The following is a 13,420-nucleotide window of genomic DNA, read 5'->3' as shown; positions in this document are numbered from 1 at the left end:
TTCTAAATTCAAAACTCAATGAAGAAAGGGCGGTTAGTTCAGAGACTAATTTTATTTAGGCGGGAGGTTAGCATACTTGTATCTGGGTACGTAGTTTCAAGCAATTACACTGAGCTGTTGCCGTATTATTCTACCGATCTAGTAGTCATTGCGTGAAGAAACAGTAGTTTTGAGTTTTTTATTCGACAAGGTTTTGCTATTGGTCGATAAATAGGTGAATAGCACTTCTTGATCTTTGTAGCTTCTGGAGATCTAACAGTTGTGTGATAAAAATAGAGAGCAAAAGCCTCTATTTTTATCACAGCTAATTTTACTTTTTATGAATGAATCAATTAGCGCTATTTGAGTGGTAGATCATCGCTTGCCAAACGTTCTGCTTGCCGCCGCCGTAACTATCAATTGTAGGGTTCTTGATATATGACCAAGCGACTTTACCGTTGCCCATGAAGACAGGTTCGTCAAGTCCGCCCCAACCAAAATTCGTCAGCTTTACAGGGCCTTCCAATACATTTAGGTCTGCATCAATTTCCATAACATAGTAGGCTTTCGGAACAAGCATCCGCATTGCCCCATTTTTAGCGGAACTCCGGTTATAAGAAAGGTTGTCGGAAATACACTGAAATTGAGCATAGCCAAATAGGTAACGCCCATTTTTCAAGTCGATAAGTTGTGGGTCACTGATTTGACAGTCGGGCTCTTCTACAAGCCATTTAAAGCCTTCCCCCTCGATACTTCCTTCACCATCCACTTTAGCAATACCAATGCGAGTCAGGGATGAGGATTCAAGAGCATCCCCACTGCGTAGCCCCTGTCTTGAAATGGTTGGATTATCGCTGTTTGACATGTAGGAAAAGAAGCAGTTCGTATCATCGGATGAGCATTGCTGGTCAAAAGGCCCTTCAGTGCTGGTATCAATGCCGTATTCGCTTTGAAGGAAGCGATTCATTTCCTCATCATCAATGTACTTGGGGGAGACGATGAGAGATAAGTTAGTATCTTCATCCACAGGGACTACAGTATGTCCACCTCCGTTAGAGAAAAATGCATTGTCGGAGGGGATCAGGTAATTGTAGTAACCTTCAAATCTACTGGTAGAAGAAATATCCTCCATTTTGATGGCAATAGTATTTAATCCGCGCGATTGATTATATTGACCGCCATCGCTAGTGCAAATCGCTCCATATTTTTCGGTACCAGGATTATAAAATGCCCGGATATTCAAGACATGACCGTAGCCGCACAGCCAATACCAGCCTCTGTTATTACTGCCACTCATATTTAAGGACCAGTTATCGCGATCAATAACAGTCATTCCAGCAGAATAGTGGGAGCCACCATAGCTGCTATCAAAAACCCGAGCAGTTACTGAGAAGGCGTAGCTGGTGCGGCCTTGGCTATCATTCTCGACATAGATAAGCTCTTGGGCTCCGGCGTGGCCACCACCGTGCATCTTGTTTACAACGTAGGCCGCAGGCTTCTCGCTAAGCGCTAAGTTATCCCACTCCATTAGCCAGATCTGATCATTATATTTATAGCCATTCTCTCGAATATACTCGACCATAGCGTTATAGTCGGCATCAGAGAGTTGATCGACAATATAAGCCATCTCCTCTTGCATTTCGTTACCTTTAATTGTCTTAAAGGTCGGGGAGTCGCCGAAGTCGGTCTCGGGGAAATTTTCTTTTAGCCCAGGTAAGAAGTCTTCGAACTTCAGTGTGGGATGCTCCGTAAAATAGCCAATGTATTGACTGTGATTGGTAGATATCATCAGGCCGATATCCCTTTCAATACGTCCGTCAATAGCACTGATATTATTTTCCATCTTCATCCAGTCGCTACCGTATTGCTCAACCAGATCCCCTTGAACATCATAGCGCTCGTTTGCCTGGTATTCAGTGTTGCACAAGACCGCAACCCGTGAGCAATCAGCGCTAGCTGCGATACCATGGGCTTCGTAGCATTGTTTTAGAATTGTGGTATTGCCGGTTTGGTCGAAGCTTAGAGTTTCAGGATTATATTGCAGCTCATAAACAGTGCCATAAGTGGTTTCATCTTCTCCACTACCTTCGCTAAGGGTTTTGGAAACAAACATCCTGGGTCTATCAGTGTCGGTTGCGCAAGCTGTGGTGTAACTTCGCATGGGCACAGACTGTAGATTGTCATCCTGGTTACTATCTGTTCTGGCTATATAGTGTGGGAGTCCATGGACTTCTTCGGCATTGGTTTGGCCATTCGGCAATGTGATATCCCGGGAAGTAATCTGTGCAAACCCCAGATCTGCCGTTTCTATATCGCCAACAGTCACGGTGCCAGGTTCGTTGTCTGGAAGGGTCCCCGATCCGCTATCCCCAGAGCCGCTACCACTACCTGAACCGCCTCCATCTCCAGAGCCTTGGCCCCCACCATTGTCGCCAGATGATTGGGCTGGGTCCGAATCTGAAGAAGAGCCTCCACCTCCTCCACATGAAGCCAGTATGACTGTAAATGCCAGTGCCAAAGTTTTCTTGCTGAATAGCTTGCTCATAAGTTTGCCCGTAAATGTGCGATTGGAATCGATTGTTATCTGTGAAATTGTCGACAAAATCTCACTTTTGAGTTATTAGAATTGGGAGCGCCATTCTAGTTCTCTTGATCTACCTTTCTGTGGATTACTTAATAATTTCTCTAAAGGGGCATTATTTTGATAGGAAATCTGGTGAAGTCCCTCTGTTTGAGCATCTGAAGAAGCTTTACGTGGAATCACTAGAATTTTTGTCGAAGGTCAAGTAGGGCGACTGTTATCTTAATTGGAGTTGCTGATCCTATAGTTTTTACCAATGATGCTGACTAGCTCTTTGATAAGGTTTTCAAGAGTGAAAGGGTAGGGGGGTTAATCTGTTGCTGGAATAAATTCCATTAAAGTTGATGCGGCTGGAGATAAATGTACTAAAAGGTTTGAGCTAAGTTGCAGCGTGCGCAGGGGAGGAAGCATCGGCAATAGCCCGCGCTAAGTTATCAGCATTTATTGAAGTAAATATAAGTTTGTTGTACTGCTCCCACTATCTCACAAAGTCTTCGCAAAGCCTCAAAGAATTCCGATTCAGAAATGGTCAGTGCCTGGTTGATATAGTGGGCTGTGCCGAGATAGGCGCTGTGCTCTCGGCAACACGGTGTTCTTGTCTGAGGTCTAAAAATCTCCAGCCCGTATGTATAAAATCTGAATAGTGGTTTGGTTGAGACGGCGACTATTAAATAGCTTTAAGGTTTCTGATTCTTCTTGATGCGTATATAAATCTCTTCACGATGAATGGGTAGAGACTTGGGTGCATCTATACCTATCTTCACTTGACTGCCTTTTACTTCAATAACTGTTATTACAACATTTGTTCCAATTCTCAGGTTTTCACCAGTCCGGCGCTTTAAAATCAACATGCTTATTTCCTTCGGAAACTAAATTATGTGCGGATTCCACACGAGGGGAAGCTGGAAAGTGGTGTGTGGAGGAGGGTTAGGAGGCGCACGAGAACGGTAGGCATAAAAGAAGAAAATACGGATGCAACGCTCCCAGAGCTTGATGAAACACTCTAAGCTCCTGAGCCTAGTCAACTTTATTGAAGACGAGCGGGTTTCTAGCGTATTATCCATACAGCCAGTGCGTCCTGAGTATTTTTTTTTTTTATTTATTTTTTATAAATAAAAAAATACGTGCTATCCAGGAGATGGAGGTCGGCCCTCCGTTATCGCTTTGCAGGAAGTGGTAACAAACCGCCTCAAGGTGATCGGAGTAAAGAGCTTTGGTTAGAAGCGATTGAGGAAAAGGCGTACGAGATACGTCAGGTATGTTGTGTAGAGACGAATGCAAATGAACCACTGATGAGGTGTCGAAAGCGTATTACCAAGATGATGTCAAAACCCGTGCACTGGCTAAGTGCGGGGATAAGCTTGGAGGTTACCTGTTTACCGACCGAGTGGCATCCGGCATAGAGGTGGCGTGAACACACAACAGGCTTTTGGGTGGAACAGGAGAACCTGTCGTCCAGGTGTTAAGGAAGAGCGTCAAGTAGAGGCCCTACAAGACGTTGAGTACCAAGACTGGTCACAGGGGCGGAACAACCCGTAGTAGTGGAGAAGCGGCTGTAATGGACGTGGAGCGAAGGGGTTGTCGTATTCGGCGACTAACCGTGTAATCAACCCAGATGGGGAGGAATTAACGATTAGCGCAAAGCCATTCAATATTCCCAAGCGAGCGGTTTGGGAAGCGTGGAAGCAGATCAAGGCTAATGGCGGCGGAGCGGGGATTGATGAGATAACGATAGAGCAATACGAATCGAGTCTCGTCAAAAACCTTTACAAGCTATGGAATCGGATGTCATCTGGCAGCTATTTTCCATCAGCCGTCAAACGAGTGGATATTCCGAAACTCGATGGCAGCCTGCGACCACTGGGTATCCCCACAATCGAAGATCGCATTGCACAAATGGTGGCTAAGCAACTGCTGGAGCCAGAATTGGAGAAGGTATTTCACCCTGACTCCTACGGCTATCGGCCAGGCAAATCTGCTATAGACGCAGTGCGTCGAGCTCGACAACGATGCTGGGATAGAATCTGGGTAGTTGATTTAGATATCAAAGGTTTCTTTGACAATATTAATCACGAACTTCTGCTGAGGGCATTAGATAAACATAATAATCATCGGTGGGTCAGACTCTATGTACAGCGTTGGTTAACGGCTCCAGTACAACATCGGGACGGACAGCTTGAAGAGCGAACACAAGGTACTCCACAAGGGGGTGTAATCAGCCCGCTACTGGCAAACTTGTTTTTGCACTACACGCTGGACGCCTGGATGGTGAGAACGCACAGAGATATTCCTTTTGAGCGTTACGCGGATGATGCTGTTTACCATTGTCGTAATCCTCGTGAGGCGGATCGCTTACTGGCGGCTCTAAAAGCACGCCTGGCTACCTGCGGGCTTGAGGCTCATCCAGAGAAAACGCGCAAGGTCTATTGCAAGAATAGTAATCGTAAAGACTCCCACCCAGTGATCCACTTTGACTTTCTGGGGTTTCGATTTGGTCCCAGAAAAGCAAGGAATCGCCAAGGACAGATCTTCACCGCATTTAGTCCTTCAATGAGCCCTAAAGCTTTCAAGAGGATCAAGGATAAGGTTAGGCAGTGGCGTGTGATTAACTGGGTGGATCGATCACTATCTGAAATGGCAAAGGTACTTAATCCCGCAATACAGGGTTGGCTGAACTATTATGGTCACTTTGGGCGGAGATATGGTGTTTATCGGTTACAGAAGTATCTTGATCAAACGCTGATGCGTTGGGCTAGGAAGAAGTTTAAGCATCTGAAGCGAAGCTGTTTCAAGAGTTGGGCCTTTATTGGAAAGGTTCGTCAACAAATGCGCGGCTTGTTTGCACACTGGAGAATGGGAAGATTGAAAATGTGCTGAATACGAAGAGCCGTATGAATTGAGAGGTTCACGTACGGTTCTGTGAGAGGTCGAAGGGGAAGTTCCTTTGGTCTACTCGACCTTTGATAGCTCTGATATCAACTTGGTTAGCTGGCCCCTGGTGTTGGCGCACCTTGGGTCAGCGCTTTTACTTTTCTCTTATGTCACTTTACCGTTCTCCTTTTGGGGAAGGCTTTGATAAAAAATCTTGGAACGATTGATTCTGTTGGACTATTAGCCCCGTAGAAAACCCCTGAATTGCGAACCAAGTACTGATAAATATCTATCGATTTTACGCGGCTTTGACACTAAAACAAACTTAATAAAATCCAATAAGATTATTTTCGTGCCTATATTTTAATGGGCTTCCACCTTTTAAATTTCAATTTCCTGCTGGCAACTTCAACTTGGATCGAAGTGTTTTCTAATTTGAAAATAGAGATTGCCAATGGCTGAAAATAATCTTTGCCACTTTGAACGCATAATTTTTGGTAGACATGTATTGGGGGGGAATACCAATCATTGTATTACTAATATCCTATAAGGATGTTTCAGTTGCGTAATCCCAAGGGCTGGCAAGAGTAATTCGACCGGGAGCCTTTAAGACCAGAATGTTTATTGCGAGCATCTGATAATAGATGCTTGGGAGGAATAGACTATTTACTTCCGATCCGCTAAAAACAATCCAGAGGGTAGGTCTAGCCTAGTCCAGCTAAGAGATTGAAGTTTTGCCAGATAAAACGAACCCCGATAATACAAAGCAGCAAGGCAAAACACAGCTTTAAGCGCTTAGCAGATATTCGGTGAGCAACGCTGGCACCAAGCCTGGCAAAGAGCACGCTGGTAAGTACAATTCCCACAAAAGCCGGCCAGTAAATATAACCACTACTCCACTTTGGTAGTAACTGATTGTCCCACCCTTGCACGGCAAAGCTGATTGAACCAGAAATAGCGATTGGCAGACCAAAGGCAGCGGAGGTTCCGACAGCGCGCTGCATTTTTGTACCGAAGTGCGATAAGTAGGGAACCACCAAGGCCCCTCCACCAATACCAAAGATCGCTGCGAGCCATCCGATTACTCCTCCGGAACAGATCAAGGGAGCTGTCCCGGGTAAGTGACCGCCATTTTCTTGTGAGGTTGCCGAGGCCAATCCACCTAACCCCATACGCACGGCCATAAATATGGCAAATACGCCAATCAATAGCTGCAACCAAGCACCAGGTAACAAGTCTGCTGTCACGCCGCCCAGCCAAGACCCTACAAGTATCCCTGGAGTCATAATCCAGAATAGGCGCCAGTCAACGGCACCTTTTGCGTTATGTGCCCAGACCGAGCTGACTGAAGTCACGATAATGGTCGCTAACGAGGTCCCCACCGCCATATGGGTCAGCACCTGGGGGGAGATACCCGTGGCAGAAAAAATCAACACCAAAGCAGGCACAATGATCAAGCCTCCACCAATCCCCAAGAGGCCTGCCGCTGTACCCGCGATGGCGCCGAGCAACAAGTAAACAAATAGCATTTCCATAGTGCATTAGTTTAGTCACTCCTGAAGGCAACCAAATACACTGAATCGCGCCGCTTGATACATTAAATTGCTTTTTATGATTTTTGAGATCCAGTTAATTGACACATTCAAAAATGTAATCGAACGTCCATTAAAAAATGGAGGAAGGTGCATTGGTAGGATTTGCACCTGTCAAGTTTGAGTTCTAGGCGGGGTTTATATTGGACTGTATAGGTGCGGTATTCAGCCGGCACTTGAACTAGATCAGCAAGCTATTTACTCATTTTCAGGCCTCATTACTACTGACCGGTGTTTAGTCTAAAAGGCATCGAAATCACTGGTTATTTTTGGCATTTGATGAAATTTACCTTGCTTGTTTATTTGTGTGGTTAGGTCTGAGAAAGCAAGGGAATCATAACTATCAGTATATTACCAGGATCACAAAATATACTTGCCTGTACGGACTTAAAGGAAATTGAAGTTTCCTTATCTGCATAATTCAAAATACGTTTCAGGCTAGAGCAAAGGTGACTTATTGCACCAAATAATGGTTGCTTTAAGCATTGCAAAATTTACCTTTCATATTCTTTGCATGATTCACAAATAGAATCATCAATGAAATATGTAATATTGTGGTAAGGACAAACTATGCCAAATGATGCTGGAGCCTCCAATTTTGGAGGTCAGAAAACTTGGAGTTTCAACCAGGGCAATTACAATAGTATGCTTAAAAAGCACCCAAATTCTAAGGGTGGAATTTGTGAAGCTCTAGCGGTAAGTTGGATTAGCAAGGGGCTTCAATCTGGTCTTCAGGATGCATTGTCTACAGGAGGCGATGTTGATAAAACGAAAGTGGCAGTAGTTGCCCAACGCTTTGCCTCCATGTATCGATTCAAATTTAAAGATGGGACTGAGGGGGATCCACTAAAGGGTTTCCAAATGATAAAAGAATCCCAAAAGTATTTAGAGTCTCAAGGCTTCAAGCATATAACTCATGTAGGGAAGGCCTCAAAACAAAAAGACAAGGTTGGAAACCCTCCTTTAAAAGAGCAATTTTCCATTGTGTTTGACGGCATTGAAGCAGAACAATGCTTTACCCAGCAGACTCAAACAATTTATAGCATGTTAAGGTTTTCTGGGGCAAAGTGGGCACATGCAACAGCATTCAGGATTGAGCCCACTGCAGATAAAACCACATATTATTTTGACCCTAATGCGGGAGAGTTCAAATTCTTAAAATTTGCACAGTTTCGAAAGTGGTATGAAAATTACCATAGCAGCAACAGATTATACCGGACATCCGCAACGATAGGATTTCAGTTGTTGGCTCACAATGATCGCTAACTTGCACAAATGGTCTTTCCATTAAAGCCTATTAATACAGAAAATAGTATTAAAAATAATAACCACCAATAGCTCAAGAAATATATATTTATACCTTGATAATCAGCGCCATCCCCGTAAATAAAACCTAAAAGATAGTGAAGATAACACTTCTATTTAGCGGGTACTAAAGTGACTGGGGTGCGCTGGATATCAAGGTGTATAAAGACCGATCCTAATGCTTGTTTATCTCGATTTACGTTGCTGCTGGGGTTAGAGTGAGGAAAACCATGAGTACTCAGCTGTCAGAATGTGAGGTGCAACGTACAGTCTCGGGTATCTCCACATAACCTTCAGAGCAAACTTTAAGAGCTAGCGCATGCATGAGGTGCTCATCTATTCTGGGATAAAGGTTAGAATATCTTTCACAATAAAATATTTTACCGCCGGAAGTTGAATATTAACCATTGCAGTATTGGGTCCAATCGGAGATATAGAGTGATACTCTATGCATATCTCAATTCCCCTCCCTGAGAGTCAGCCAAATAATACATAACATGAAGATCGTGCTTAGTAAGGCGGTTTGAGCTAAGAGTCAATACAGGTACGCGAGTACACCTTTTGTGTCTCTGGAGGCATTCAGTCACAAATAGATGGGATTGGTTGTATTTATACTCTACTGGCATGTATCGACTTGTTGTCACTTAATACAAGGATATGTGGCTATCGATATTGCACTACCATAAATGCTCTTTGCATTAAATAGTGAATATATCATTTAAGGTCAGTAAAATGAATATATAAGACTCAAATCTATCCGCCGTGCGGATTCTATAGTCTATATCATGTTCTGAATACCTTCCTATTGCTAATAATAACTTTAGTAAAAGACTATGTAATTGCTTGATATAAAAATAAACAACGAATATATATTTATGATACTCTGCCCTTTAAATATATTTATTAATAAGGGGCAATATTGTGATATGTTGTTCAATAGTAATTTGCCAGAAAGCATCAATTAAGTGGTTACGTTGAGATATAGCTCAGTGAGGTAATGATGGGTGTTGTGATAAAAGGAATTGGTATTTCTGATCCAGCAAGACTGGTACATTCTACAGAAATTGATAACTACCTAGGTTTAAAAACTGGAACAGTTGAAGCCGGAACTGGTATTAAATTTAGGCGATATGCTGAATCAGAATCAGCAGGCCAGCTCGCTGTGGCTGCTGTATCAAAGGCTTTAGAAGATGCCGATATGGGGATTGAGGAGATAAACTGCATTATCTCGGCATCGGGAACTATGGAGCAAGCTATACCATACAATGGAGCTAATATTCACCGATTACTGAATACAAACATTCCTATTCCAACCTTTGATGTAAATATGACATGCCTAAGTTCAGTTGCGGCAATCAATGTTGCAAATGCACTTATTCAAAATTTAACCTATAAAAATATTTTAATTGTGTCCTCAGATATTGCTTCCGTAGGACTTGACTGGAATGATCTGGAAGTCGGAGGGATGTTTGGGGATGGAGCTGGTGCAATCATTTTAGCGCAATCTGACTCCCTATCGCAGAAGCTAATAGCGAGCCATTTTGAAACACACAGCAATGGATATGATTACTGCCAGATTAGGGGAGGGGGGAGTTTAAACCATCCTGTAAAAGTTGGATCTGGTGATTACGCTGCCTATGGAATGTTTGATATGCGAGGAAAGGATGCGTATAGGCTGACCGCTAAAGTAATGCCCCTGTTCTTGGAAAAACTACTATTCAAAGCGAATCTTGAGCTGAATGAAATAGATTGGGTTGTTCCTCACCAGGCAAGCCATTTGGCTTTGAAGCACCTAAGGAAGAAGTTAGCTATACCAGAAGAAAAGATGATTGATATCTTAAGCGAGAAGGGTAACCAGATCGCTGCATCAATACCAAATGCTTTACATACCCTCCTAAAAGAGAGAGCAGTAAGAAAGGGTGATAAAGTACTTGTTATAGGCTCATCTGCTGGAATTAGTTTAGGTGGAGTTATTCTTGAGCTATGAAGAAAGCAATTGTGACCGGAGGAACAGGTTTTCTAGGCAGACATTTGGTTAGTATGTTATCTGAATCTGGTTGGAATGTTATTGTTTTTGCTCGAAATATATACAGCAAAGAAGCAAAAGACTCAGATAGGGTAGTGTTCAGATCAGTAGATATCGCGTGTAAAGATAGTTTGAATAAGGTGTTTGAGAGTGTAGACGTTGTGTTTCACTGCGCGGCACTGTCATCGGCTTGGGGTGATTACGATAGCTTTTACTCTGCAAATGTAGAAGGTACAAGGAATATACTTACCTGTTGTGATAGGTTTAAAGTAAAAAAGTTAATATATGTTTCTTCAACAAGTGTTTATTTCAAGTATAGAGATGAGATAGGTATTGTAGAAAACCAGCGGGTTGGACCGTCCTTTGCGAATAGTTATGCGGAAACGAAATACCTAGGAGAGCAAGTTCTTATCAATGAGAAAAAGAATGTTGAAGTGACAATAGTGAGGCCTAGAGGGATAGTGGGCGAGGGGGATGCTGCTATCATGCCGAGAATCATGAGAGTGGCAAGAAAAGGCTGGTTTCCCCTGATAAAAGGCGGTGAGGCAACGGTAGATGTTACTTATGTGAAAAATGTTGCCTATGCATTGATCCTCTGTGCTGAAACGCAGGATATCGATAAGGAAATTTTTAATATATCTAACGATCAGCCTGTAAAGGTAAAAGATCTACTAAAGCTTGTTCTTAGAGGGCGTTCAATTAAGTTTATTAAGGTGCCATACAAGTTGGCCTTTTTCTTCGCGAGGATCTCAGAAGTCGTGGCGAAAGTACTAAAAAGAGGCGAGCCTAGATTAACTGTTTATGGCGTGGGTCTCTTGGCTCATACACAGGTGCTGAACGTTGATAAGGCAAAAGCTATTCTTGGATACTCCCCGAAGTATTCCATTGAGTATGCAGTTAGGCAATACCTGGCTTGGGAGAAAGAGCGTGCTGGAAATATTTAAAGTTGGACATTGCTGGCACCCAGAGGCAGTTGTCTTAAGGAGTTGTACCTTAAGGAAAATGCAATTTCCAGCATATTGTGGATTGATAAGACACCCCTCAAAAGGCTTGATGCTTTTTGATACAGGCTACGCTAAAAGGTTTTTAAAAAGAACTTCCTATTTTCCTGAGTTGCTCTATCGAATGATCACTCCAATGGAACTCGGGTGCAAGGAAAATCTTATTCTGCAGCTAGCGGAAAAGGGGATATCGCCCGATGAGATCAAATATATTTTTGTTTCGCACTTTCATGCTGACCATATTGCTGGGCTGTTAGATTTCCCATCTGCCAAATTTATCTGTTCAAAAATCGCTTTTCAGGAAATTATGAGGCTTGGTAGAATTCGTGGGCTATTGAAAGGTTATTTAAAAGCTCTTATTCCTACAGACTTTAATAAGCGATGTACATTTGTAGAGGATCTAAAACCTGTAAAGTTAGACTTTGCACTAAGTCCATTTGTCCAGGGGTTCGATATATTCAATGATGGATCTCTGATGGCAATCAGTTTACCCGGGCATGCTGCAGGACAATATGGGTTGTTTTGTGTGCAGGACAGTAATGGTGCTTTTTTGGTTGGAGATGCTGCCTGGACTAAAGAAGCATATGAAAGGAGTGTCTACCCCAGCCCATTGACTTATTTAATTATGGATAGTAGGAAACTATACATTGAAACTTTACAAAAACTGAACCTGCTATATGGGAGTGGCAGCGGTATCAAAATTATACCTTCACATTGCGCTAGGTCCGTTTCTGAGTATAGGAGTATGAATGATGTTGGGTGACCTATACTTTTTTATTAAAGGCTATATCAGGGCGAAAATTAGCCTACATCTTTCTGGTGCAGCTATTGCTATTCTTCAAAAGAAGAAATTCACATCTTTATCTCATCGAATGTTGAAAAGATCACCTTTCTACGCGAAATATGTAGGAAGTGATCTGAAAAGTTATCCTATCATTAACAAAAAAATACATATGGATAACTTTAATAGCATAAACACTAAGGGTCTTAACGGTAATAAAGCCCTTGATATAGCAATTGAGTCAGAGCACTCTAGGGATTTTAGTCCAGAGTATGGTAAGTATGCTGTTGGTCTATCATCCGGAACCAGCGGGAGTAGGGGGCTATTTGTTCTATCATCTGCTGAGCGAGCAAAATGGGCAGGCTATATCATTGGAAAAATGCTACCTATTTCATTAAAGAGTCAAAAGGTTGCATTCTTCCTAAGAGCAAATAATAACTTATACGAGACAGCAAACGGTAAACTGCTCACCTTTAAGTTTTTTGATCTGCTTAATGGTATTGAGTCAAATATTGAATTATTGAATGATTTTTCTCCGAATATTCTTATAGCTCCGGCAAGTGTACTTAGAAGAATTGCAGAAAGTGCTATCGAAATTAATCCAGAACGGGTTATATCGGTCGCTGAGGTGCTTGAGAATGATGATAAAGAAATTATTGAGCGTAAATTTAACGTAAGAATTGAGCAGATTTATCAATGTACGGAAGGATTTCTAGCCGCAACATGTAAGGATGGCGCTCTACATCTAAATGAAGATGCATATATCATTGAAAAGAAATGGATAGATAAGAAATCAGGCAGATTTTCCCCAATAGTTACAGATCTTAATCGGAGTACTCAGCCCGTAATTAGATATCTACTTGATGATATCTTAATATTAAACCCAGTACCTTGCTCATGTGGGTCATCAATGACACGGATTGATTCTATAGAAGGGCGTTGTGATGATGTGTTATCACTAGAAAGGTGTGATCAGTCTATAGTTGACGTTTTTCCAGATTTCATTCGGAATACTATTGTTTCGAGCTCTAAAAATCTCGAGCAATTTCGTGTGGTTCAAAAAAGTAAGCACCGTATAGAAATTGCGATTCTTCCTTTTGATAGGGAAATAGTAAAATCAATTAAGAAGTCATTGGAAACTCTCTGGAAGAAACTGTCTGTTCTTCCTCCTGATTGTTGTTATATTGAGTTTTCACATGAAGAGCTTGACAAGAAGCAGCGACGAGTTGTAAGTGAATATAATGGCTAATTTCTTGATGACAGGTGCTCGAGCCCCGGTTGCTT

General features: G+C 42.4%; 9 protein-coding genes. 6 read left to right on the top strand and 3 right to left on the bottom strand.

Going from position 1 to position 13,420, the window contains the following annotated elements; genetic code table 11:
• Nucleotides 1-328 precede the first annotated feature (328 nt).
• A complete protein-coding gene (locus ACG1BZ_RS12665; protein WP_413662123.1) occupies nt 329-2,524 on the bottom strand; it encodes a hypothetical protein in 2,196 nt (731 codons plus the stop codon).
• Between the two features lie 713 nt (nt 2,525-3,237).
• Nucleotides 3,238-3,411, bottom strand: a complete 174-nt coding sequence (gene csrA / locus ACG1BZ_RS12660; RefSeq protein WP_413662122.1) for a carbon storage regulator CsrA — start codon at nt 3,409-3,411, stop codon at nt 3,238-3,240.
• Nucleotides 3,412-4,138: 727 nt separating this feature from the next.
• Between csrA and ltrA the strand changes: the two genes are divergently transcribed.
• Nucleotides 4,139-5,437 (top strand): group II intron reverse transcriptase/maturase, encoded by a 1,299-nt coding sequence (gene ltrA / locus ACG1BZ_RS12655; RefSeq protein WP_413662121.1) that lies wholly within the window; start codon nt 4,139-4,141, stop codon nt 5,435-5,437.
• Between the two features lie 698 nt (nt 5,438-6,135).
• On the opposite strand, the gene ACG1BZ_RS12650 is transcribed toward ltrA, so the two are convergent.
• Nucleotides 6,136-6,966, bottom strand: coding sequence for a sulfite exporter TauE/SafE family protein (locus ACG1BZ_RS12650; RefSeq protein ID WP_413662120.1), 831 nt, complete (start codon nt 6,964-6,966; stop codon nt 6,136-6,138).
• A 627-nt stretch (nt 6,967-7,593) separates the two neighbouring features.
• On the opposite strand from ACG1BZ_RS12650, the gene ACG1BZ_RS12645 reads away from it, so the two are divergent.
• From ACG1BZ_RS12645 to ACG1BZ_RS12625, 5 genes are all read left to right on the top strand, one after another.
• Nucleotides 7,594-8,289, top strand: coding sequence for a YopT-type cysteine protease domain-containing protein (locus ACG1BZ_RS12645; protein ID WP_413662119.1), 696 nt, complete (start codon nt 7,594-7,596; stop codon nt 8,287-8,289).
• 1,036 nt (nt 8,290-9,325) lie between these two features.
• Nucleotides 9,326-10,315 carry a 3-oxoacyl-[acyl-carrier-protein] synthase III C-terminal domain-containing protein gene (locus ACG1BZ_RS12640; RefSeq protein WP_413662118.1) on the top strand — a complete coding sequence of 330 codons (990 nt, stop codon included), beginning with the start codon at nt 9,326-9,328 and terminating at the stop codon, nt 10,313-10,315.
• Nucleotides 10,312-11,298 (top strand): NAD-dependent epimerase/dehydratase family protein, encoded by a 987-nt coding sequence (locus tag ACG1BZ_RS12635; RefSeq protein WP_413662117.1) that lies wholly within the window; start codon nt 10,312-10,314, stop codon nt 11,296-11,298. The genes ACG1BZ_RS12640 and ACG1BZ_RS12635 overlap by 4 nt, the downstream gene beginning before the upstream one ends.
• Nucleotides 11,282-12,118: an MBL fold metallo-hydrolase gene (locus ACG1BZ_RS12630; protein WP_413662116.1), complete on the top strand. Its 837-nt coding sequence runs from the start codon at nt 11,282-11,284 to the stop codon at nt 12,116-12,118. Before ACG1BZ_RS12635 ends, ACG1BZ_RS12630 begins: the two co-directional genes overlap by 17 nt.
• The gene (locus ACG1BZ_RS12625; protein ID WP_413662115.1) at nt 12,105-13,385 is read left to right on the top strand and encodes a F390 synthetase-related protein; all 1,281 of its coding nucleotides are present in this window, start codon (nt 12,105-12,107) and stop codon (nt 13,383-13,385) included. Before ACG1BZ_RS12630 ends, ACG1BZ_RS12625 begins: the two co-directional genes overlap by 14 nt.
• The last annotated feature ends 35 nt before the right edge of the window (nt 13,386-13,420 follow it).

This window comes from Microbulbifer sp. CNSA002, from assembly GCF_047324085.1.
GTDB lineage: Bacteria > Pseudomonadota > Gammaproteobacteria > Pseudomonadales > Cellvibrionaceae > Microbulbifer.
The sequence above is the reverse complement of the archived record's forward strand: the minus strand, read 5'-3'. Positions and strand labels throughout refer to the sequence as shown.

Excerpts from the sequence above, each read along its gene's own strand:
- ACG1BZ_RS12665 (WP_413662123.1), bottom strand. The coding sequence starts at position 2,524 with ATGAGCAAGCTATTCAGCAAGAAAACTTTGGCACTGGCATTTACAGTC.
- csrA (WP_413662122.1), bottom strand. The coding sequence starts at position 3,411 with ATGTTGATTTTAAAGCGCCGGACTGGTGAAAACCTGAGAATTGGAACA.
- ACG1BZ_RS12650 (WP_413662120.1), bottom strand. The coding sequence starts at position 6,966 with ATGGAAATGCTATTTGTTTACTTGTTGCTCGGCGCCATCGCGGGTACA.
- ACG1BZ_RS12645 (WP_413662119.1), top strand. The coding sequence starts at position 7,594 with ATGCCAAATGATGCTGGAGCCTCCAATTTTGGAGGTCAGAAAACTTGG.
- ACG1BZ_RS12640 (WP_413662118.1), top strand. The coding sequence starts at position 9,326 with ATGATGGGTGTTGTGATAAAAGGAATTGGTATTTCTGATCCAGCAAGA.
- ACG1BZ_RS12635 (WP_413662117.1), top strand. The coding sequence starts at position 10,312 with ATGAAGAAAGCAATTGTGACCGGAGGAACAGGTTTTCTAGGCAGACAT.
- ACG1BZ_RS12625 (WP_413662115.1), top strand. The coding sequence starts at position 12,105 with ATGATGTTGGGTGACCTATACTTTTTTATTAAAGGCTATATCAGGGCG.